This is a genomic window from Paraprevotella xylaniphila YIT 11841 (assembly GCF_000205165.1).
Taxonomy (GTDB): domain Bacteria; phylum Bacteroidota; class Bacteroidia; order Bacteroidales; family Bacteroidaceae; genus Paraprevotella; species Paraprevotella xylaniphila.
The window spans coordinates 28,311-50,325 of record NZ_GL883809.1 but is presented as its reverse complement, the minus strand read 5'-3'; the positions used below and the strand labels follow the sequence as shown (position 1 = coordinate 50,325).

Here is a 22,015-nt window from a genome sequence, read left to right as displayed (position 1 = left end):
GCGTAAAGACGGTGTTACATTGAATTTGGAAGTGACTTTCGCTTGTTTTTTTGCTTAAGAGTTTAAAGTCTCACGAAAAAGTATTACCTTTACGCGCAGAAACCATAAATCTATTTGATATGAAAAGAAAAATACTTAGTTTAAGCTTATTTTTGATGTTGTTCTCCTGTACATTCCAACTTCAGGCACAGGAATACGTGCAGCAGACAGATTTGCCCACTATTTATATCGAGACGGAAGGCGGCCGACCTATAGTGAGCAAAGAAGACTATGTGGATGCCGTGTTGCATTATGTAGACAGTAATGGCGTGAAGACGTACGATGCATTAGGTGTTAGGGGACGTGGAAATTCTACTTGGAATTTGGATAAGAAACCTTATAGGATAAAGTTTGCCGAAAAGCAGGAATTCATGGGGCCGGAACGGGCAAAGGCGAAGAGTTGGACACTGTTGGCTAATTTTGCAGATAAAACTTTGCTTCGTAATGCTGTGGCTGCCTGTATCGGAGATTTTGCCGGACAGCCTTTTACGGCCGGTGCCCAGTTTGTGGATTTGATACTGAACGGTACATATTTGGGTAATTACCAACTATCCGACCAAATGGAAGTAAGAAAGAAGCGTGTGGATATTGATGAACAGGATGAGATTCCTACGGAGGGTGCTAATATAACCGGTGGATACTTTTTGGAGGTTGATGGTTTTGGTGCGGCTGAACCTGTACATTATAAAACGAAACGTAATGTGTTGGTAACGGTAAAATCTCCGGATGAAGAGGTGATTATTCCTAGACAAATAGAGTATATTAAGAACCACATGCAATTGTTCGAAGATGCCTTGTTTTCTTCGGATTTTGCAGATCCGGAAAAGGGATATCGTCCTTATGTGGATTCCTTGACTTTGGCCAGTTTGGTATATTTCAACAGAGTTGACCGGTAATGTGGACGGTTTCTGGAGTACCTATATGTACAAGAAGAAAGATGACCAGAAATTCTATTGGGGACCTTTATGGGATTACGATATTGCTTTCAATAATTGCAACCGCGTGGGAGATGTATCAGAGAGCTTGATGATAAATAAAGGTTTTGGAGGAGACTTGACACAGAAGTGGGTATTACAAATGTGGAAAGATCCTTGGTTCGTACAGTTGATAAATCGGACGTGGAAGGAGTATCTGGCACGTGGGATAGAAGAGCACGTCATGGATTATATCGACAGTATGTCTGTAGTTATAGACCGTTCGCAAGCCATGAATTTCCAGAAGTGGCCTATCGACCGGCGGGACTATAATGAGATTGTGCTTTTTAGTACATATCAGGAGGGGGTAGATTATTTAAAATCATTTCTGCATACGCATTGCGCATATTTGACGAATACTTTTGCCAAAGCAGCGGAAGAGATGGGGAGCATGGAAGAACCTACTCCGGAGTTTACGTTGGATACGGGATTTTATTATCGTCTTTTTAATAAAGGTACAGGCAATGCCATTGATGTTTTAGACAGCGAAGGGGATAAAGTATGTACATGGTCGCCGGCTCGTGAGCGAGAAACCCAACAGTGGGAGATTCTGGCGGTAGGAGAATACTATCAGATCGTCAATCGTGAAAGCGGCTTGGCTTTGTACGACTGTGCCGTGAAAGAAGGAGAAATTTATAAAACAGGAACACAGTTGGAGTTACGTAAACCGCGTAGTTCCCAACACCGTCAACAATGGAGTTTTGTACCGGTAAATACAGGCAACACTTACATATTGGTCAATAGGCTGACCCAATTGGCTATAAATAATGCGGGAGGTTCTGCGGAAAATGGAAATAGTGTGTTAAGTTGGACCAATGATTCGGAGAACAGTTTGAAAGATACCCGGCAATGGCGTATTGAGAAAGATGAAGCAAAAGGGGAGACCTCAGTGGAATCGTCTGGTCGCGAGAGTCAGTATTGGGTATTGTATAATCCGGACACAAAACAGTTGCATTTTGAGTCCAATGACATGAAGCAAATAGACGGGCATGCTTCCATTTATGCGGCAAATGGTGAATGTGTCATGCAGTTTAGAATAAGCCAGACAGCAGATTTGTCTTCTTTTAGAAAGGGTATTTATATTCTTACTTGGATGGAAGAAGAAACAAAACGTACGGTGAAAGTAGCCATTAAATAGCAAGTGTGTTCCATATACGTTGAGGAACGAGATTCTCAGGGATGAGGAAGAAACAATACGCCATTTTGAATACGTACGGTTTCTTCCTCAATCATTTGGTGCAGAAGCTGTGCTGTCTTTTCACGGGGAATGCCCGGGAAAGTCATTTCCGACACACTGTGCTTCTGGCCGTCCTTTAAAGTCTCCAGTATAAGTGCGATGATTTGTTTGTCCGTAGCATCCGTATGCGGATGAGATTTCCGTTTCCGGCAAACGTCACATTGTTCGCAGGGGGGGGCGTCTTTTTCACCGAAATAGTGCAAAAGGACTTTGCTACGGCAAAAGTCAGCCTCTTCTGCATAGTATAACATGGACTCAATCCGCTCTTTAAAATTTTTCTTGCGTTCGTCGTACACGGAAGGAGGGAATACGATACGTTCCTTTTCGATGCGTTTACAAGAGAAGGTGATATAAGGCGTTTTTTTGCGGGGGATGTAATGGAGGATTCTGGCCCTGCCAAGTGCCAACAGTCCATGGTAAACCTGGTCTGTGGTCAGCCCGGATAAAGCCGCAATACGCCGTTCGTCCATAAAGACATAATCGCTGAACACGCCTCCATAGCTGCGTAAAACCCATTGGATGAGTTGTTCCTGTTCTGCCTCGAGTTCATGAATGCGGTATAGCTCGTCGCGGCGGAGCAGAAAGTGTATGCGGGAGGCGTTGTCTTGTTCTTCCGTATATTCGATATAGCCTGCCCGTTCCAATAAATGTAGCGCACTGTCGGTCTGGACCGGAAAGTGTTTGAAGTTACGGCAGAATTCGTCTAAGTCGAATTCGCGGGTTACGTTGTAACCGTCTCCCATGGCCATCTGGTAATAATAACAAATGTGTTCGTACACATCCCGTATGGCATCCTTGTCCGGAAAAGTATCGGGGATACGTTTCATCAAGCGTGTACGGTCGTGTCTTTGGTATAGCAGTACTGCGTAAGCCTGTGCGCCGTCACGTCCGGCCCGCCCCGCCTCCTGGAAGTAAGCCTCTATGGAGTCCGGCAGGTCGAGATGGATGACCAAACGTACATCCGGCTTGTCGATTCCCATGCCAAAAGCATTGGTCGCTACCATAATCCGTATTTTGTCCTCTTGCCATTGATGTTGGCAAAGGTCTTTTTCCGCATCGTTCAGTCCGGCATGGTAAAAGGTGGCGGACATACCGGCTGCTTGTAATTTCTCCGTGGTTTCCCGGGTATTCCGTCGGCTTCTGGTATATACGATGGCCGCTCCCTTCGTACTATTCAGAATATGGATGAGTTCCCCAAACTTGTCTTCTGTATGCCGGACAATGTAAGCCAGATTTTTCCGCTCAAAACTCATACGGAAAGCATTCTCTTCCCTGAAGGCCAACTGGCGTTGGATGTCCTTGACCACTTCAGGCGTAGCCGTGGCCGTCAGGGCAAGAACCGGAATGTCCGGCAGGATTTTACGGATTTCCGCAATCCGGGTGTACGAAGGACGGAAGTCATAGCCCCATTGGGAAATGCAGTGCGCCTCGTCCACCGTAAGGAAACTCACGGGCATGTGGCGTACTTTTGCGAGGAAGATATCCGAGGCTAACCGTTCGGGGGATACATAGAGGAACTTGTAATTGCCGAAAATGCAGTTCTCCAACGTAACGAGGATTTCCTCACGTGACAGTCCGGAATAGACGGCAGCAGCCTTGATGCCTCTTCCGCGCAAGTTACGTACCTGGTCTTTCATCAAAGCGATAAGCGGAGTGACCACGATACAAATGCCTTCACGGCTAAGCGCAGGCACTTGAAATGTAATGGACTTGCCGCCACCGGTTGGCATAAGCCCCAAAGTATCCCGTCCGTTTCCGATACTTTCTATGATTTCCCGCTGTATGCCGCGAAACCCGTCATACCCCCAATACTTTTTCAATATGGACAGATAAACGTCTTCCATGCGAGGATCTTGTGAAGCTTATTCTTTACCGGAGGGGCGGATGTCCTCTATCTGAAGTTGCACTTCGCCCCGTTTATGTGTGTTTTCTTCGATAGTGTAGCAAATATCGAAAGAACGTTTGGTCTTGATGTAACGGGCCTGTGAACTTTGCCCGAAAGCGATGCCGTTCATGACGTTGTTGCTCTTGTTGTCCACCAATTCCAATTTGATATGTTCTTGTTCGCGTCCTACGACCTTGCTCGTCCCGTAGTCATATACATGTTGCGTGCAGAACAGCGGTTTCGTATTGTCCGGTCCGAAAGGGTTGAACTTTTTAAGGTCATGGTGGAATTTGCGCGTGATGTCCTTGAAGTCTATTTGCGCGTCGATGTTCAATATGGCCGAAGTCTGTTCCGGCAGGATATGTGTTTCCACGTAAGCTTCGAAACGCCGGTGGAATTCCGGTACGTTTTCCACTTTCATGGACAAGCCCGCAGCATACGTATGTCCTCCGAAATTCTCCAATAAGTCCCGGCAACTTTCGATAGCCTTGTAGACATCGAATCCCGAGACGGAACGCGCCGAACCCGTGGCCAGATTGTCCGTGCGGGTCAGTACGACCGAAGGCCGGTAATAGATTTCCGTCAGGCGTGAGGCTACGATGCCGATAACCCCCTTGTGCCACTCTTCGTTGTAAATGACGATGGATTTTTGTTCGCTTTGTTTGTCCAGTTTCTCTACGATACCGTTTGCTTCCTCCGTCATAGACTTGTCCAAGCCTTTGCGCATGTCGTTGTAGCGGTTGATTTGTTCCGCCATTTCATGCGCTGTCTGATAGTCTTTTTCCACAAGCAACGCCACGGCCTCTTTTCCGTTTTGTATGCGTCCCGAAGCATTGATACGCGGTCCGATTTTGAAGATGATGTCACTGATGGTCAGCTCCCGTTCCGACAAGCCGCATACGTCGATGATGGCCTTTAGCCCGATGCTCGGGTTGGCATTCAGTTGCCGTAGGCCGTGGTAGGCCAGGATTCGGTTTTCTCCCATAATCGGCACGATGTCCGACGCAATGCTGACGGCACAAAGGTCCAATAACGGGATAAGTTGGCTGAACTCGATGCCGTTGCTTTGTGCGAAAGCTTGCATGAATTTGAAACCTACGCCGCAGCCGGACAAATGGGGATAGGGATAAGTTGAGTCGAATCGTTTGGCATTCAGAATCGCCACAGCCGGCGGAAGGATTTCGTCCGGTACGTGGTGGTCGCAGATAATGAAGTCGATACCCTTTTCCTTGGCGTATGCAATTTCATCTACGGCCTTGATGCCGCAGTCGAGCACGATAATCAGTTTGACCTCGCTTTCGTATGCATAGTCGATTCCTTTGACCGACACGCCATACCCTTCTTCGTAACGGTCGGGGATATAATAGTCGATATTGGAATAATATTGTTGCAGGAACTTGTAGACCAATGCTACGGCCGTGCAACCGTCCACGTCATAATCTCCATAAACCATGATTCTCTCCTTGCGTCCCAAAGCTTTGTTCAGGCGCTCTACGGCCCTGTCCATATCGGTAAACATGAACGGGTCGTACAGCCCTGTGAGCGAGGGACGGAAGAATTTCTTGGCATCCGCCACCGTCGTGATATTGCGTTCTATCAAGAGACGACCGAGAATGGGGCTGATGTTCAGCTCTTTGGCCAATCTCTCAGCCGCTTCCTGTTTTTCCGGTGTAGGAGGTTCTAATTTCCATTTATAGTTCATTATATGTATTTTTTTCCTTTTTATGCTATCTCCGGGCGTGAGGCTTGTCACGTGGCCACACGGTTATTCATGTAAAAGTAGGAAAAAAATATAAGAAAACCGCAGTTTCCCCATCTTTTTTGGAAAACTGCGGTAGCTTTTTACTCTCTTTATGAGAAAGCGGTTGTTCCTCTGTCTTTTTTAATTCAGCCCCAATTTTTTCCGGATTGGTTCGGGGATGGCATTTTTGTTCACTACGATATTCATGGTTTTGTAGGCAACGAATGCTTTCGAAGCGTACCAGATGCCTTTGTAAGTTCCGGCATCGCCCCACGAGTTCTTCACCATGTAGTATTCTTTTCCGTTCTGGTCTTTGGCGATACCGTAAATCTGCATGCCATGGTCATCCGTCGTTTCCCAGTTGTCGTAAGCCGTCTGGCGCATTTCCTGAGTGACTTTAACCTCCGGAAGCGGTTTGGAAGTCAGTTTCTTGACGATTTCCGCACGTTTGCTGTTGTTGCTCAATCCGAGCCAACGGGCTGCGTCTGAACCTACCAAGTCTTCTGCCTGCTTCACGTCCGGCATCACGGCGATACCGTTGCGTGTGAAGCCTGTCTCGCTCACGTCCGAACCCCACGCGATGGTAAACCCGTTGTTAATGGCATAGTCGAATACCTCCATCAATTCGTCGATTGGCAAGTTGTAGGATTGCGACCAACGCCAGTTGTCTTGTACTTCGATGACAAAAGGTTTGTAGAACGGATGATGGGTATAGGAAGTCAGGGACACGTAATCGTCCATGTCCAGGCCCAACGACTGCATGTAGCTTTGCGGAGTGTATTCCTTGCCTTTGTAAGTGAATTTCTCGGGGCATTTGCCCAAGTAGGCATCATAGATACCGCAAAAAGCCTGTTTCCATACGGGAGACAGTTTTTTCAGGTTGCTCGTGGCCAAAGCATCTACGAAGGCTGTGGCTACGAGGTCCACCTCATTGTGGTTGGGCAGTGTGTCGCCGTAAAGCGTGCCCGGCTCCGGCATGGCTTCTTGCGGTACGATACCGTAATTCTGCATGCAGTAGATCACGTCGTAGAAACTTCCTCCTTGCGCGAACGAGACATCGCCGTGCGTGCGGACGGTTTGGGCGGCACGGTCTTCCATCGTTTTGTGTACGACGAACATTTCGCAAAGGTCATGTTCGCCTTTTCCCATGCGGAGCAGTTCGGATTCGAAAAAAGACAGCGTGCTGAAGCACCAGCACGTACCGCTTTGGTTCTGGTTCTTGATGGAAGTGATAGGGTTTTCTTTCACCGTGGTAAAGACGAAACCGGTGTCGGCTTTTTCCACGTGTTTCTTGGCCGATACGCCCAGTGACAGGCAAGCACATGCGATAAATAAAAGTTGTTTTTTCATTTCGGATATTTTAGTGATACATTAATTAGTCCTTTGTGCCATAAACTCTTCCACGTCTTCTATATGGTACGGGATGCGTTCATGTCCCAACATGCGGCAACCGTTTGCTGTAATCAGGATGTCATCTTCTATGCGGATGCCCCCGAAATCCTTGTAGGTTTCCAGAAGGTCGAAATTGATGAAATCCTTGTTGATTCCTTTGCTTTTCCATTCATCAATCAGGGCCGGGATGAAATAAATGCCCGGTTCGTCGGTCATGACCCAACCTTCTTGCAAACGGCGTCCGCAGCGCAGGCAGTTCGTGCCGAATTGCGTGGACGGCTGCACTTCGTCGTCGAAGCCCACATACTGTTGCCCCAATCCTTCCATGTCGTGCACGTCCATGCCCATCATGTGTCCCAGGCCGTGCGGGAAGAACATGGCGTGCGCTCCGTTGCGTACGGCTTCTTCCGTGTCGCCTCTCATCAGGCCGAGTTCTTTCAGGCGGTCGGTCATGAGGCGGGCTACACTCATGTGCACGTCCCACCATTTGATGCCGGGGCGTGCGATGTCCAGTACGTGGTCATGGCAAGCCTCCACGATGCTGTAAATATCCCGTTGGCGGGAGGTAAACCTGCCGTTGATGGGAGTGGTGCGCGTATTGTCCGAGCAATAGTTCTCGTTGGTTTCCGCTCCTGCGTCGCAAAGCATCAGCCGTCCGTCTTCCAAAGGGCGTGTAGAAGGGTAGCCGTGCATGATTTCCCCGTGCATGGAGAGAATGGTGGGGAAACTGGTCATGCAACCTTTGGCCGAGGCAATACCGCTGATGGTGCCCGCGATGTATTGTTCGCTCACTCCGGGGCGGCAAAGGCGCATGGCCGTCGTGTGCATCTCATGGCCGATGGCGCAGGCCCGCTCGATTTCCTCTATTTCGGCCGGTGTTTTCACAGCCCGTTGTTCGATGACCGCCATGATGAGTTCCAAGGATGCCTCCTCGCGTTGCCGTGAAGGATGTATGCCTGTCAGGTCCATGAGTTGGATCATCAGGTCGTGGCGGTAAGGAGGCAGGAAGTGGATTTTCCGTCCTTGGCTTCGGGCTTTTCTTACCAATTCCTCCAGACGGCTCATCGGGGCACTGTGTTCCACGCCGCTTTGTGCGGCAAGGTCGGCCACACTGTCCACGCCACCGAACCATACGATGTCTTCGATGTCAATATCGTTGCCAATCAGGTATTCCTTGTGGTTGTCTATGTCGATTACCCCCACGAGTCCTTCGCGGTGCTGTCCGTAAAAATAAAGAAAACTACTGTCTTGCCGGTATTTGTATGCGTTGGCCGGATAATTGGACGGTGCATCGTTGTTCCCGAAAAGCAATATCAAGCCTTCTTTCACCTGACGTTGCAGCCGGTCGCGTCGGGCCATATATGTTTCTTTGTCAAATAACATAAACGTAGTTTAAAGATGAAACATTTAATAAAGTATGCAAAAATACTGATTTCATTTGGGATTTTCATTAACTTTACTCGTAAATTAGGAATAATTATGGAGATAGGCAAGCATACGGGTTTAGTGTTGGAAGGAGGGGGCATGCGCGGAGTTTTTACCTGCGGGGTGTTGGACTGGCTACTCGACCATCACGTTGATTTTCCCTACACGGTGGCCGTGTCGGCAGGGGCGTGCAATGGCTTGTCTTATATGAGCCGCCAACGCGGGCGGGCGAAGTACAGTAATATCGACATGCTTAAAAAATACAAATATATCGGTATGCGTTTTTTGTGGACGCAACATAGCATACTGAACCAAGAACTGCTGTACAAGGATTTCCCGGAGCGCATCGTGCCTTACGATTTCGAGGCTTACCGGGCCAATCCCGGGGTGTTCGAGATGGTGACCACCAATTGCCTGACGGGGCGTGCCAATTATTTGTCGGAGAAAGAGAATTATAACCGGCTGATACGGATAGCCAAAGCTTCTAGCAGCTTGCCATACGTTTGTCCCGTGGTCATAGTAGACCGGGAGCCGATGTTGGATGGTGGAATCGTGGATTCCATACCGGTGGAGCGGGCGATGTCGCTCGGTTATGAACGCAACGTAGTCGTGCTGACGCGCAACCGAGGCTATCGCAAGACGGGCCGGGACATCCGTATTCCTTCTTTTATTTATCGCCGTTTTCCCCGTCTGCGGGTGGCGCTCAGCCACAGGTGCGAATGTTATAACCGCCAGTTGGAGCTGATAGAGCAACTTGAGGATGAAGGAAAGATTCTGGTGGTGCGTCCGCTTGAAAAACTCGAGGTGGACCGTCTTGAAGACAATATAGGGAAACTGACGGCCTTGTACGAAGAAGGATATGCTTGTGCCGAGACGGTTTTAGGAACGTGTATTTTTAATGAATAACGAAAGATGACAGAAGAGCAAGAACAGAAGCCTGCGGTGGAAAAGAATCCGCATATTTATAAACCGGCATATACGAAACAGGAAGTGGACGAGCTGACGCATTGGTTTGAAGAGCGGATGGACCGCCTTCCCGCGACGTTGCGGTTGAACGAGGCAACCACTACTTCCGACCTTCCCCGTACGGTGAAAGCCCTGTTGGCGGTGTTGAAAGTGCATAAAGAGGATATATCTGTGACTTTCAGCGGATACATGTCCCATTTGGACTTGATTCGTTTGCGGTTGAAAGAACAAGGCCTGGAGTAAAGAGCAAAAGGGGAAGGCAGATGAAAAGACGGATACGTACGATATGGGCGGGCGTTTTGTGCCTCTCTCCGGTGTTGGCATTGCAGGCCGGATGGGGAGATTTGCAGGAACAGTTGCGCCGTATGGTGGCAGACAAGAAAGCGCAAGTCGGAATAGCCGTTATATTGGACGGGAGGGACACGCTGACGGTGAACAATGACGTGCGCTTTCCCATGATGAGCGTATTCAAGTTCCATCAGGCTTTGGCCGTGGCTGACGCTTGCGGGCAGCGTGGCGTTTCTTTCGATACGTTGGTGCATGTCCGGCCGGACGATTTGCACCCGGATACGTACAGTCCGTTACGGGACAAGTATCCGGACGGAAACCTGTCTCTTTCCGTGGGCGAGCTTTTGAAGTATACTTTGCACCTGAGCGACAACAATGCCTGCGACATTCTTTTCCGGGTGTTCGGAGGCCCGGCTGCTACGGATGAGTATTTACGCAGCATGGGCTTGCGGGATTTTGCCATTGAAGTCACGGAGGACGATATGCACCGCAATCTGGCGGATTGTTACCGGAATTGGACGACTCCGTTAGAGGCGGTACGCCTGTTGGAATGGTTGGTTTCGGGTAAGGCGGCTAAGGGAGCATACCGGGATTTCATAGAGCAAACCATGATTTCCTGCCAGACGGGGCGCGACCGTCTGCCGGCACCGCTTGCCGGTACGAAGGCGGTCATCGGGCACAAGACTGGTACGGGCGACCGTAACGGAAAGGGACAGGTTATCGGGACAAACGATATCGGTTTTGTTTTCCTTCCGGACGGGCATCGTTACAGTATTGCCGTGTTGGTCCGCGATTCGGAAGAAAGCGAACAGGCCACAGCCCGGATTATAGCTGATGTTTCGGAGGCTGTATACCGGTATGTAAGCGGGGAGCGTTAAGATCAGGAGGGCGGGATGCAGCTTACAAGAGTTTGCTTCATCCCTTTTGTAAAGAATAAGTTTCGATTGCCATATCGCAAATAAAGAAGTGGTAAGTTGTTGTAAAATAGTATATTGCAAGTTCTGAATCATTCTGCGCCAGATGAAAAATCGTTTGGCTTAGATTGATTTTTCATTTGCCTGAGATTGATTTTCCGTTCTGCTCTTATCGGTTCGACGTTCTCTACCGAACGGAAAGATGTAAATAAAAAAACAGGGGACGAATCACTTCGGCCCCTGTTCCATACATTAACTTAATTTCAATAAAACCTAATTTCGATAAAAACTAATTAACCTATGAAAAACATTCATTGCATGAGTATTTTCTGCACCTTTTTCGTGCCGTCGCTCATCCTGTCCTCGCGGATGTAAATGCCGCGTTGTGTCGGACGGGATATGCGCATGCCGTTCAGGTTGTACCATGCGGTACCGACCACGGTGCTCTTTTCATCGGCCACGTTGTCGCTGATGCCGTCGCTGATGTCTACGTCGTCCAAGCCTTCGGGTCGGTTTGCCTCTCCATCGCCAAGGTAATACAAGTGGAAGTCGTCGATGAGCACCCAGTCATTGACGAGCGTGTCGGTTTTCTGTATGCCGAGACGAACCGTTTCACCTTCTTTGACATGGAAATACGATTCCATTTCATAATATCCCTGGTTCATGGCCGTACGGGCACCTTTCCGGTCGTTGATGACGCAATTGTACACCCGTCCTGAGTTGGGGAAGAGACTGTCGGGCAGCACGATGTCGGCTTCTGTGAATTTACCGTTCTGCACGCATTCGAAGAACGAAGGCAGGGGGTTCGAATAGTTGGCACTTTCCGTTTCGGCATACACCTTGGCGTTCTGTTGTTCTTCGCCTTCCCGACGTGCGAGTGCAGCCGCTTCGGCACTTCCGGCACGGTAGAAGCCGTAGAGCGTCACTTTGTAATATCCCGGGTGGAGACGGTACATCTTTTGGTAGATGTGGCACGTGTCGGTGTTGTAGAATTCAAATACGGAGTCGTTTGCTTCCTTTTTGCCGTTTATGAATTCTGTGGTCCAACCGGCATCGGTGAAGGCCACGGAGTCCTTTTCCTCAAATACTTGTTGGAAATCGGGGTTGACGAGCATGTCCGTCACATCGGTCGGGGTGTCTTTGGTTGCTGTTCCCACGTCGATGCCTTCATACACCATTTGGCTGTATGCCTCGTTCATGTCGCTGATATATTGTTCGGTCTGTGGGATGTCTTTGAACTTCCCGTTTTGGCTGAAGACATCCATGACTTTGTAAACCACATCGGCCAATATGCCTTCGTCATAATCGGCAAATGCTCCGCTGTTGATTTGTTCGTCATACATGAGGGCTGTTTTATGCAATGCCTCGACCTTTTCCACTGAATTCCGGTTCAAAGTGATGGCCTCGTCCAAAGCCTTAATCTGTGCGGTGTAGATTTCCTCGGTCAGTTCGCTTTCCAAGGTCTTCTCGGCATCTTGAATGGCTTGGCTCAGTGCGTTATACGCTTCTTCTGTCGTAATGGCTTTGTCATCCAGTACGGTGTTGGCTTCTGTTATTTTGGCATTGAGTGCGCTCACGGCTCCTGTCATGACGGTTGCCCCAAGGTATTGGATGTGGAAATTGTCGAACAGGGTCCAGTTGTTGGAGTTCGGTCCCGTGGGCATGGAGATTCCGAAACGTAGTTTGCCGTCTTCGCCCACATAGCATGTGATAGTGGTAGTATAGTCGGTACGGTCGTTGAAGGCAAAGGCGGCTTCTCCTCCGGCAACCCCGTCGGGTATCCATTGTCCGTCAAGTTCCGTGCCGGTGCCGGATATTTGCACGGCATTGTTGGCCAGCTCTTCCTTTGAAGCGTAATGATATTCGTATAGATGATGCAGTTTTTCTTTTGCTTCGTTCCCGAAAAGATAAGAAAGGACATCTTTTTTGGGGTCTGCGGCGTTATACGAAGGCGCGATGTCGGCATTGGCCCCCTGACGGTTGTAAGCCTGTACGGAAATTGAATAAGAGCCTTTGGGCAAACCGGTGAGTTCTTGATAGACTTCGTAGGAGGAGCCTTGCCATACCTCTGCCACGTTGTTGCCGTATTTAAATTCTCCGTCACCGGTTTTGGTCCATCCCGAATTGTTTCCGGTGAAGTCCAAATTGGTGGCCATCCCGTCGGCATTCTGGGTGTCGCCTGCGATGAGGGCTTCGCATACGCAGGCTTTGAACATCCGGTCGGCGCGTGGCCGGATGCTGTCGATTTCCAAGGGATTGAAAGTCCGGCCGTCATGGATTTCTTCCAGTTTATACAAGAAATCCTCGTATGGAATCAGGCCTTCTTCGGAATAAGGGCTGGCATCGTAGGTGTCACTCAGTTCTTTGGTCAGTTCTTCCAATTTCTCGTATGCGGCCACGTCGAGGTTCAGGGTGTCCATGGCAAGCATCAGGTTGTTGAGTGCTTTTCCCAAAGCCTCGTCATCTACATTTGGTGTTTCGGCTGTTTGTTGTGCCAAGCTGAGTGCCTGGTTGAACCTTTCTTCGTTGGTTGTCGAGTATTTGATTTGGTTTTCATCATATCCTTTTTTCAAATTTTGGGCTTCGGTGATGGTTTGGGATAGCTGCCTTGCCAACCCGCCTTCTTCCATTCCTAAGTATTCCAAATTGAAATTATCGACACAAGCCCAGTTGCAATTCGTGTTTTCGGTTTTGAAACCGACGGTGAGGTCCCCGCCCGCCAGGAAGAATTCCAAAGTAGCCAACCGTGGGGTCGGTGCGTCGGTAACGTAACCGTCGTTTCCCCTGATGGCACCGAATTCAAGTGTATGCGCTTCGCCTTTGTATTCTGCCCCTTGTATTCGGGCATAAATGTAGATGCCTTCCGGCGTAAGTGCCATGTCGCCTTGTTGGTAGCCGATGGTATGGGCTGAGAGACGGTATTTTCCGGAAGGGAGGTCGGACAAGGTTTGCGATATGTCCATCGAATTCCCCAGGTTGCCGCCTCCTCTTACCCATTTTTCCACGAAGTTCTTCATTTCGTATTGGTGGTCTTGGGTGGCGTAGAGGGTGGCTTGCCAACCTACGCTTTCACCATTTATGTCCCAATGCTCGGTATTGGATTCGAATGCATTGTTTTGGATTTTTCCGGTGAAATCGGCCGGATGTTCTTCGTCCACGATGGACAATTGGTGGTCTGTGATGGCTTGTTGCAGTTGTTCGGCAGCTTCTCGCGCTTGCGCTGCCGTCGCATGGTCATCGTTGTATATGGTCTCGTAAGTCGAGATGTCGGTGTAACCCGCTTCATTGGCTTTTTCCAGTTGGGCCAGAAGGGTTTTCTTGGCTTGGTAGATTTCGTAAGCTTCCGGTTCTGCGAATTGCCAGTCTGTTTCTGCGTTTTGGTATCCCTCCTGCAATGGGTCGATGAAAGGATGAACGATGGTTGATTCCACACCGTCGATGCCCCACATGCCGTTCATCGTCACGGCGTTGGCGGAACTTAGTCCGTATAGGGCATCTTGGTCTACAATCTTGATGCGGTAGTAGCCGTTGTCTTGCGGCAGGATTTGCCATAGGGTGTGCCCTTGGGTGCCGCAGTCTACCCATGCGCTCGTTTCGTTGCTTGCATAGACTTCATGGAAACCGGAGTTGCTTGGTGCCTTTAGCATGTTGAACGTCCATCCTTTTCCGGGTACAACTGGGGGTTGGCCCATCAGGGGAGCGCGTTCTTCACCGTAGGTCAATGTGATTTCTTGCCCCGTTTCGTCCACGCTGAGCCTCGTGTTGTAATCATTGCCGTTCGTGAGGAACTTTTTTGTAGCTACATGGTATACGTAGTACACTCCTCCGCCGGTATCGTCGGTAGCCAAGTTTGGTTCGATGGTTTTTAATTGGGGTTCTTCATACTCGGAAGCCCACAAAGGCATGGTGGAAGATGTGGCACAGCAAAGAGCCATGGCCGACAATAAATAGTTTTTCATAATGTTTATTTTTTTAATGAATAAAATTTTGTTTTTATATCGGCAGGGGAAAGGTTTCCCCTGCGCGAATGGAGGTTAATAATCTATGCTGATTTTCTCGGTAGCAGTTGAGTTGCCTTGAATGATTTTCACCATGTAGGTGCCCGGAGCCGCTCCGCTTTGTTTCAATGTGCAGCGGATGTCCTTGCGTGTGCAGGTGAAACTGCCTACATGTGCGCCTCCGATGGTGAAGGCTTCGCAAGCGACCTCCTCGTCGGCATGGATGTCGTTGACGGAAGTGCTTAGCTTCACACGGACGATGCCGTCTTCAATGTCGGTAGTGTCCCATTCCAGACCTTCGCCCGGGCTGTCCAGTTCAAAAGCCGTAGTGGGGCGGATACGCGTGCGGCTAGCCTCCCATAAGCGGAACTCGTCGCCGGCTTCCAATGCAAGGCTTTCGCGGACATGTAGTCTGAGTATGCCATACAGATTCAGTATTTTGATACCGGTCAGATTGGTGCAGCGTGTCTTGCTGGCGATGTTCATCGAAAGGATGCCACCCTTGTCGATGGTGACGGAGTTTTCCGAAAAGTCTATCGAACCGGTGGTTGCCGTTTCCGATATGCCAGGGTATAGCAAGCCGTCTTTTTCCACTGTGAACGTGCTGTTGTCCAGTTTACCACGACCGCAGAAGGTACTGTTGGCTTTGACTGTGACGCTGCCTGCACCTAACATGCCTTCGGAGGCAGATGCGTTGTTAATGAGGAGCGTACCTTCCTGCACCGTGCAACTTCCGGTAAAGGTGTGGATGCCCGTAAGGGTCATCTTGCCTGTGCCGGTTTTCACTAACTGTGTCCCTTCGCCTTCTATTTTGCCCGGAAAAGAGAAGTCTTCGTTCAACGATCCGATGCGCCACGTGTTGTTGTCTCCGCTCAAAGTTCCTCTTCCTGTCACTTTTCCGATAGAATAAGGTTTGGCCGTATTGTTTACTGTGGTACGTTCCGGGATGTTCAGCGTCCCCTTGGGCATGCCATAGCTGTTGTCTAAGGTGAACCAGTTATCGGGGTTGGAAGGCTCTACTGTTCCTTCGAAAGCCGACCAGTCGCCCGTGAAGTTCGAGCGTATCCATGGCACGTAGATTTTCAATGTGCCTTTTCCGAAAAGTTTGATGCGGTTTTCGCAGCGGCTGTCACACCGCATCGTACCCGTCACGCCTTCTTCTATCTTGATATTGTTAAGGTTCAGGCTGTAAGTGTTGCCATCGTCAAAGTCCTGGTAGGTGGCATTCCCGGTGAAAATCAGTGTGTCACCAAAGAGCACGCCTTCTCCTTTGGCCTGTAGTGTGCCTTCTTTTAGATAGGTCTTTTTCAGGTTGTCGGCAGCAAACAGTATCAGGTTGGATGGGCCGGTTTTGGTCAAAGTGTTGCCATTGCCGTATAAGGGCTTGTTTAAAGTCAGTTCGCCGTCGGTTTGGAAGACGGCTCCGCCTTCGCCGATGGTGATGGGTACTCCGTTTTTGATTGAGGTCGTGTTACGCAGAGTGGCACCGTTTCTTATTTCAAAGTTCCCTATCTCTCGGGTATAGCCACCCAAAGCGCCTTCACGGACAATGGAGTCGGCCAAAGCCGAGACCGTTGTGGTACCGCCTTCTAATACGGTTTTGCCCGAATAAGTGTTCGTGTTGCTGATGATTAGCGTACCGTTTCCTTTTTTGGCCAGTCCCGTTTCCCCGCTGATGCCGCCGTTGCCGCTTAGGCTGTAGGTTTTCGTGTCGTTTTCGAATGTCACCGTTTTGGGGTAGAGTTTCTCGTCGATGCGGACGGAGGCGTTGGTGGCCGCATCGTCGAATACCACGTCATCGCCGGAAACGAAGATGTCGGCTTCTCCCGCATTGTTGAAGTTCTCGTTTTCATTCAGGTTCCATTCGTTGAGCGTGTGGGTTCCGTCCCAATACACTTGTGCGGCATCTCTCGTTTCCTTTATGACGAGGAATATTTGGCCGTTTTCGTATTCCAAGTGGCATTTTTGAGTTTCCAGTCCCTGAAGGAGGATGTCATCTACGTTGCCGTCGATCTTTTTCACTTCGGCGATGAGGTATCTTCCGGCTGCCATTACGCTTTTCCCGTTTTGATAGTGAGGAGTAAAGCGGAATATCGGTGCTTGGAACTCAGGGCCGTCGCTTCGGTTGAGGGTTTCCAGTAAAAGTCCTTTGGCTAACACGATGCGGTCGGCCTGGGTGTTTTCGGAATAGAGGTCGAATTCCATGACGGCACCGTACCGCATGGTCACACTGTCAGCGTGGATGGTGGCGGCTTCTCCCGTTCCTCCTACGCGGAGCACGGAAGCATATTCCATTTTGATATCCTTTCCGAAGTCAGCCTTGGCGTTTAATTCGGCAAAGCGGTTCATCCATACGCGGCTGTTGGGGAGTTTTCCTGTGAAGTTCACGATGCCGCTCCAAAGGTCCGTCGGGCCGGAATAGGTCTGTTCGCCGCTTAGGTTCAGGATGCCTTCGCCTTGTTTCACCAAACGCATGTCTCCGCCAAACGTACCGCCTTTGAGCGTATAGGTGGAGTAGGAAGTGGTGATGTTGTCGTTGTTGTCATGTCCTTCCGTATGGGAGAAGGCGTTGACGGTGAGGATGTAAGGCGATGCGCCTTCGGCGACTGTCACTTCTCCGCCCTCGGGAGCGGCCAATAGCACGTGCTGTCCGTTTTGGGCGGTTGTAATGGCGTCTTTCACTTCCGTGCGCCCGTTGGTCATCAAAGGGGGAGGGGTGGTGGTATATCTTTCCGTCTCTCCCATGAAGTAACTGACGTGGGGAGGTTGGTTGTAACCGCACATCTGCCAACAGATGGCCTGCCGGTATTGCATGTCGTGCAGCAGGGTATAGTTGCGCCAAGGTGTCGGGATGGTTGTGGTATAGATGATTAACGACTGGTCGTCAGTGGACGGGTTGATGACTTCCTCGCGCCAGTCTCCGAAGATGTCGGCTTGGAGGGAAGGTGTGCCTTTGCTTCCGTTGTTTGAATGGGTACCCTCAAGAGGGAATGTCATCCAATCGTAATATGTGATGGTTGTTCCATCCAAAGATTCGCTGCATAAGTCTCCGTCCCAATATAGGCGGAAACTGGAACCGATTGCGCCATTAGTACCGTTGGTGACAGGTTTTCCGGTGACACAGCTAATGATACCGGAATGTCCGGCACTGCATTGGCCTCCCAAGTGTTCTTCAGTAAATTTACCGGCCAGGCAACGTCCGCAGTCCTGTGAATGTTGGTACCAATAATAGACCTTGCTTGTGGTGGCATCGCGGTAGTTGGCTCCTGCACGGTTTTCATTACATGCAAAAATTTCCAATCCTTTGCTGTATGGGTCGAGGTCAGAACAATGTTGTGCGTCCCCATGTCCGTATCCTGTGGTAGACAAGCCTTTGCCCGTATCGTCTATAACCATGGAGCCGTATACTATTTCATCCCTTCCGTCCAAGTCGACATCTGCGATGCCGAAATTATGGTAACCTTGTCCGAACCATGGACTGCTTCCGTCATTACAAATCCATTGCCACCGTTCTGTTAACTCGTGGGTTTGTGGATTTACGTCATAGGCAATCATTTTATGGCGTGTATATATGCCGCGTGCCATGAAAATGCTCGGTGTACGTCCATTTAAGAACGGTGCCCCGAAAAAGAACTTGTTGGCTCTATGTCCATATCCGTCTCCCCATGCTGCTTCGAGGTTCGTTTCTTCTTTTTCCAAACGTTTTAATGGAAATTCTTTGGTTTCCCAATAGAGTTCTGCGGTTTCTCCATTCATGTAGACTAAAAACTCGTCTCCGGCCATCGAATAAGTGAAATTGGCATTATGAAGGATTGTGTCGCGATAATTTTTGGTCGGGTCACCGATGGTTTGTGCCTTGCCGTCCGATGTGTATACGATAGTGCCGTCCATCGCACGCATAAGGATTTCAGCTTTGCCGTCACCGTCCCAATCGAAAGCCGTGATATTGGTTTCCACATCACCTGCGCTAATCATGTTTGGCCCGATGTCTATGGACCATAGTTTCTTCCCGTTTAATTTATAGGCTTCGAAGAAAGTAAATGCGCTGTCGTTGGAAGAGAAAAACAGTCCGGTTTCGTTGTACATGCGTTTTACTATGATTTCCATTTCACCGTCGCCGTCCAAATCTGCGGCTGTAGCGTCGTTTAAGACATAGTCCTGGGTGATGTCCGTCCCTCTGCGAGAGTAAACTTTGCCCATGGGAATCCGTAAGTATTGGTTTTGCCACACCTCGACAGGTTCGCAGGCATCTTGTTCTTCGCCCCGTACTACGGCTTTTACCGTGTAGGTGGATGAGGCCGTGCCTTCGAGGTCGGTGAAGTTGGATACGTCTAACGGTTCCGGATTTACTAACTTGCCGTCACGGTAAAGGTTGTACTGCGTGTCGTAATACTCCGTGCCATGGATGCGCCAACTGGTGAACACGCCTTTGTCCGTTTGCACGGCCACGAGTCCCCGGTTGAGTTCTTCCATCATACGTTGGGCTTGTGCCGTGAGGCAGCAGGCTGCCAACATGGATAATAGTAATCTCTTTTTCATGATGTTAAATTTGATAAATGGTTTATTTTTATGATTTACTTTTTAATCTGACGATTGTCAGTGAGTAGGCAGGCAGTTCATCCCGGTATTGAGGTCCTATGGCGACGGGCGAAGTTTCAGGGCGAGCCTTCCAATCATCCGGCATACCGCTCAATACGGTTTTCGTGGCATCCTGTTTTCCGGTGATGCCCAAAACGGCAAGGTCTATGGTAGCTTGTACTTTGACCGGGAGGAGGCTGACGATTTTCAGTATGAGGTCTTGGCTCAGACTGTCTTTTACTACTGATATGCCGATGCGTTTGCGTACATCGTCACGGTTATCCGACAGAGTGAGTACGGAAGGAATATATTCATTCCCTGAGTTTTGTCCGAAGAGGAGTTGAGTGTAATAACTCGTACCGGGCTTGACTTCCGTGTTGTTGAAATAAATCAGGTCGGGACGCCATCTTGTCCGTCGGTCTTTGGCCAACAACGGGGCGTATGATGTCATGCTGACGATATCGCCGTTTCGTTCGCAACCTATCAGGTGGTAAGCCTCCAATAAGGCGGTCTCGATGTTATTGCCTTTGCCGGGGATATGTGTGGCATATTCTCCGAGGTAAACCTTGGGTTTGGAACGGTCGTAGCGGTCGTAATAATCGTGGTTGTTGAGGAACCATCCTGCGGGTTGGTAGTAATGCTCATCCACGAGGGGGACATCGAGCTTGCTGGCTATCTTCCATCCCTCCACGTAGTCCGGACCTTCGCTGAAGGGGCCGGAGGTGCCTACGACCTGTATTTCCGGATATTTCTCTTTGATAGCATTGAATATCATGGTAAAACGTTCTTCAAACACAGGCGTGATGAGGTCTTCGTTACCCACACCGAGGTATTTCAGGTTGAAGGGCTTCGGGTGTCCGGCTTCCGCACGCATCTTGGCCCATGGGCTTTCGGACGGGTCGCCGTTGGCCCATTCGATGAGGTTCAGTACGCTTTTTATATATTCCGGCATTTCTTCCATGGGGATGCCCATTTGACCTGCGCCTCCGATGGAAGAGTTCTGGCAACACACACCGGCTGCAACGACGGGCAGCGGTTCCGCCCCGATGTCCTCGCAGAATTGGAAATATTCATAATAGCCGAGTCCCATGGTTTGATGGTAGCCCCACAGGTTGCGCAAGGGTTTGCGGCCTTCCAATGGGCCGATGGTGTTTTCCCAACGGTATATATTGTCCAACCCGTTGCCATGGGCCACACATCCTCCCGGAAAGCGGACGAATCGGGGGTGGATGTCGGCGATGGCTTGGGCCAAATCGGCACGCATGCCGTTCTTCCGGTTCTTGAATGTCTTTTGAGGAAAGAGTGAAACCATATCCAAATCCACTTTACCTTCCATGTTCGGGATAACCTCGATGCGCCCGTTTACGGTGGAGGCGGTGGCCTTTACCACAGCCGAGAGCTTGTTCCATGTTTTGGAAATCTTGCCGGTGCGGGCTTCGCCGATGACTTTCCCGCTTTCATCAAGCAGTCTTATGGTGATTTTTCCCCGTTTGCTGTTACTGCTGCGGGCAAAAATCGAAAAGTCGTATTTCTCTCCGGCCTTGACGGGAACACCGTCGAAACCGTCGTTGACCAGCCCATGTCCTTTTTCTTTGATGTCCAAGACGGCATAATGGGGATTGTGGGCATGCAGCGGAGCCACAGTATCTATGTCAAACGAAAGGCTCTCTCCGCCCGTAGTCCACGAATTGGTGGCCGTCCAGTTTTCTTCACGGCCGATGTCATTCGGAGAATATTCGAAATCGCGGTTTTGCACGAGTTCGGCATAAAGTCCTCCGTCCGCTCCATAATTGATGTCTTCAAAGAATACTCCGATGAGCATATCGCTGATTTTTTTGCTTTCTTCGGGACGTAGCGTTACGTTCAGTGTGATGGTGTCTTTGAAAAGTTCCGGGTTGATGGCCAGTCGTTCCGCATTTTGGTTGGCTTTGTACTTTGCCATTTTGTCGGCTTGTATGAGTACTTCCACTTCGTTCCAAGCCACACGGTGGAGGGTTCCGCTTTCTGTGGTTCCATTGATTGTGGCCTGTTGTCGGTTGGGGATGGCGACATTCTCTGCTTGTGGAATGCTGTAAGTACGGAAATCTTTTGTGCGGCAACTGTAGGTTTTCGTGTTTCCCGCCTGTAGGCTTTTCCATGTGATAAGATAGTCTTGGCCGGTGGGCGAGAATGCAACCGAAGGATTCATGCAATTTCCGATGTTTCCTGTAGTCGGAAATGCCTGTTGTCCCCACGAGATTAAATCTTTTGATGAGCAATGGGCAAATACGGCATATCCTTCGTGTACGCTCCATAGGCAGTGCCACATCCCGTCGTTTCCCTTTATTAAATAAGGTGATAACATCCGTTTACCGTGCCGTCCGCTGGCATATTCGCTTCGTAAGAACGTGCGTTCCGGACCGATGGAGTGCCATGTGTTCCGGTCTGTGCTCCAAGCGAAGTGCAAGCCGTTGCGTCCGGCGTTCTTCTCGGTTGCGTATGCGAAAATATAGGCAGAGTCCGGTTCGTTCGCCATAAGGTGGTTGGGTAGGGAGAATCCAATGGTAACGAATAGAAAGAAGAATGCTTTTTTCATCGT

The 22,015-nt window shown here is 49.7% G+C and carries 12 protein-coding genes; 5 read left to right on the top strand and 7 right to left on the bottom strand.

Translation table 11 applies throughout. The features are described 5' to 3' along the window. Nucleotides 1-119 precede the first annotated feature (119 nt). Nucleotides 120-935, top strand: coding sequence for a CotH kinase family protein (locus tag HMPREF9442_RS00845; RefSeq protein ID WP_008624231.1), 816 nt, complete (start codon nucleotides 120-122; stop codon nucleotides 933-935). A gap of 25 nt (nucleotides 936-960) precedes the next feature. After that, nucleotides 961-2,151: an RICIN domain-containing protein gene (locus tag HMPREF9442_RS00840; RefSeq protein WP_008624229.1), complete on the top strand. Its 1,191-nt coding sequence runs from the start codon at nucleotides 961-963 to the stop codon at nucleotides 2,149-2,151. A gap of 35 nt (nucleotides 2,152-2,186) precedes the next feature. Here the strand turns inward: HMPREF9442_RS00840 and HMPREF9442_RS00835 are convergent, their stop codons facing one another. The 4 genes from HMPREF9442_RS00835 to HMPREF9442_RS00820 all read right to left on the bottom strand — a co-directional run bounded on the left by HMPREF9442_RS00835 (nucleotide 2,187) and on the right by HMPREF9442_RS00820 (nucleotide 8,651). Further along, nucleotides 2,187-4,094, bottom strand: coding sequence for a RecQ family ATP-dependent DNA helicase (locus tag HMPREF9442_RS00835; protein ID WP_008624227.1), 1,908 nt, complete (start codon nucleotides 4,092-4,094; stop codon nucleotides 2,187-2,189). A gap of 18 nt (nucleotides 4,095-4,112) precedes the next feature. Further along, complete coding sequence (recJ, locus tag HMPREF9442_RS00830) at nucleotides 4,113-5,837, bottom strand: single-stranded-DNA-specific exonuclease RecJ (RefSeq protein ID WP_008624225.1); 1,725 nt, start codon at nucleotides 5,835-5,837, stop codon at nucleotides 4,113-4,115. 180 nt (nucleotides 5,838-6,017) lie between these two features. Further along, nucleotides 6,018-7,226: a C1 family peptidase gene (locus tag HMPREF9442_RS00825; RefSeq protein WP_008624224.1), complete on the bottom strand. Its 1,209-nt coding sequence runs from the start codon at nucleotides 7,224-7,226 to the stop codon at nucleotides 6,018-6,020. 21 nt (nucleotides 7,227-7,247) lie between these two features. Further along, the gene (locus HMPREF9442_RS00820; RefSeq protein ID WP_008624223.1) at nucleotides 7,248-8,651 is read right to left on the bottom strand and encodes an aminopeptidase P family protein; all 1,404 of its coding nucleotides are present in this window, start codon (nucleotides 8,649-8,651) and stop codon (nucleotides 7,248-7,250) included. 96 nt (nucleotides 8,652-8,747) lie between these two features. On the opposite strand from HMPREF9442_RS00820, the gene HMPREF9442_RS00815 reads away from it, so the two are divergent. The 3 genes from HMPREF9442_RS00815 to bla are packed head-to-tail and all read left to right on the top strand — an operon-like array spanning nucleotide 8,748 to nucleotide 10,825. Continuing rightward, nucleotides 8,748-9,599 carry a patatin-like phospholipase family protein gene (locus HMPREF9442_RS00815; RefSeq protein ID WP_040602422.1) on the top strand — a complete coding sequence of 284 codons (852 nt, stop codon included), beginning with the start codon at nucleotides 8,748-8,750 and terminating at the stop codon, nucleotides 9,597-9,599. 6 nt (nucleotides 9,600-9,605) lie between these two features. Next, nucleotides 9,606-9,902: a DUF6965 family protein gene (locus tag HMPREF9442_RS00810; RefSeq protein ID WP_008624221.1), complete on the top strand. Its 297-nt coding sequence runs from the start codon at nucleotides 9,606-9,608 to the stop codon at nucleotides 9,900-9,902. A gap of 20 nt (nucleotides 9,903-9,922) precedes the next feature. Beyond that, nucleotides 9,923-10,825, top strand: a complete 903-nt coding sequence (gene bla / locus HMPREF9442_RS00805) for a class A beta-lactamase, subclass A2 (protein WP_008624220.1) — start codon at nucleotides 9,923-9,925, stop codon at nucleotides 10,823-10,825. A 347-nt stretch (nucleotides 10,826-11,172) separates the two neighbouring features. Here bla and HMPREF9442_RS00800 read toward each other — a convergent pair whose 3' ends face one another. From HMPREF9442_RS00800 to HMPREF9442_RS00790, 3 genes are all read right to left on the bottom strand, one after another. Then, nucleotides 11,173-14,820, bottom strand: a complete 3,648-nt coding sequence (locus HMPREF9442_RS00800) for a hypothetical protein (RefSeq protein WP_253270970.1) — start codon at nucleotides 14,818-14,820, stop codon at nucleotides 11,173-11,175. Nucleotides 14,821-14,895: 75 nt separating this feature from the next. Next, entirely contained in the window at nucleotides 14,896-19,398 is a 4,503-nt protein-coding gene (locus HMPREF9442_RS00795; RefSeq protein WP_008624215.1) for a rhamnogalacturonan lyase family protein, read from the bottom strand. Between the two features lie 28 nt (nucleotides 19,399-19,426). After that, the gene (locus HMPREF9442_RS00790) at nucleotides 19,427-22,012 is read right to left on the bottom strand and encodes an alpha-L-arabinofuranosidase family protein (RefSeq protein ID WP_008624213.1); all 2,586 of its coding nucleotides are present in this window, start codon (nucleotides 22,010-22,012) and stop codon (nucleotides 19,427-19,429) included. Nucleotides 22,013-22,015: the final 3 nt, after the last annotated feature.

Excerpts from the sequence above, each read along its gene's own strand:
- bla (WP_008624220.1), top strand. The coding sequence starts at position 9,923 with ATGAAAAGACGGATACGTACGATATGGGCGGGCGTTTTGTGCCTCTCT.
- recJ (WP_008624225.1), bottom strand. The coding sequence starts at position 5,837 with ATGAACTATAAATGGAAATTAGAACCTCCTACACCGGAAAAACAGGAA.
- HMPREF9442_RS00840 (WP_008624229.1), top strand. The coding sequence starts at position 961 with ATGTACAAGAAGAAAGATGACCAGAAATTCTATTGGGGACCTTTATGG.
- HMPREF9442_RS00825 (WP_008624224.1), bottom strand. The coding sequence starts at position 7,226 with ATGAAAAAACAACTTTTATTTATCGCATGTGCTTGCCTGTCACTGGGC.
- HMPREF9442_RS00790 (WP_008624213.1), bottom strand. The coding sequence starts at position 22,012 with ATGAAAAAAGCATTCTTCTTTCTATTCGTTACCATTGGATTCTCCCTA.
- HMPREF9442_RS00800 (WP_253270970.1), bottom strand. The coding sequence starts at position 14,820 with ATGAAAAACTATTTATTGTCGGCCATGGCTCTTTGCTGTGCCACATCT.
- HMPREF9442_RS00820 (WP_008624223.1), bottom strand. The coding sequence starts at position 8,651 with ATGTTATTTGACAAAGAAACATATATGGCCCGACGCGACCGGCTGCAA.
- HMPREF9442_RS00810 (WP_008624221.1), top strand. The coding sequence starts at position 9,606 with ATGACAGAAGAGCAAGAACAGAAGCCTGCGGTGGAAAAGAATCCGCAT.
- HMPREF9442_RS00815 (WP_040602422.1), top strand. The coding sequence starts at position 8,748 with ATGGAGATAGGCAAGCATACGGGTTTAGTGTTGGAAGGAGGGGGCATG.
- HMPREF9442_RS00835 (WP_008624227.1), bottom strand. The coding sequence starts at position 4,094 with ATGGAAGACGTTTATCTGTCCATATTGAAAAAGTATTGGGGGTATGAC.
- HMPREF9442_RS00795 (WP_008624215.1), bottom strand. The coding sequence starts at position 19,398 with ATGAAAAAGAGATTACTATTATCCATGTTGGCAGCCTGCTGCCTCACG.
- HMPREF9442_RS00845 (WP_008624231.1), top strand. The coding sequence starts at position 120 with ATGAAAAGAAAAATACTTAGTTTAAGCTTATTTTTGATGTTGTTCTCC.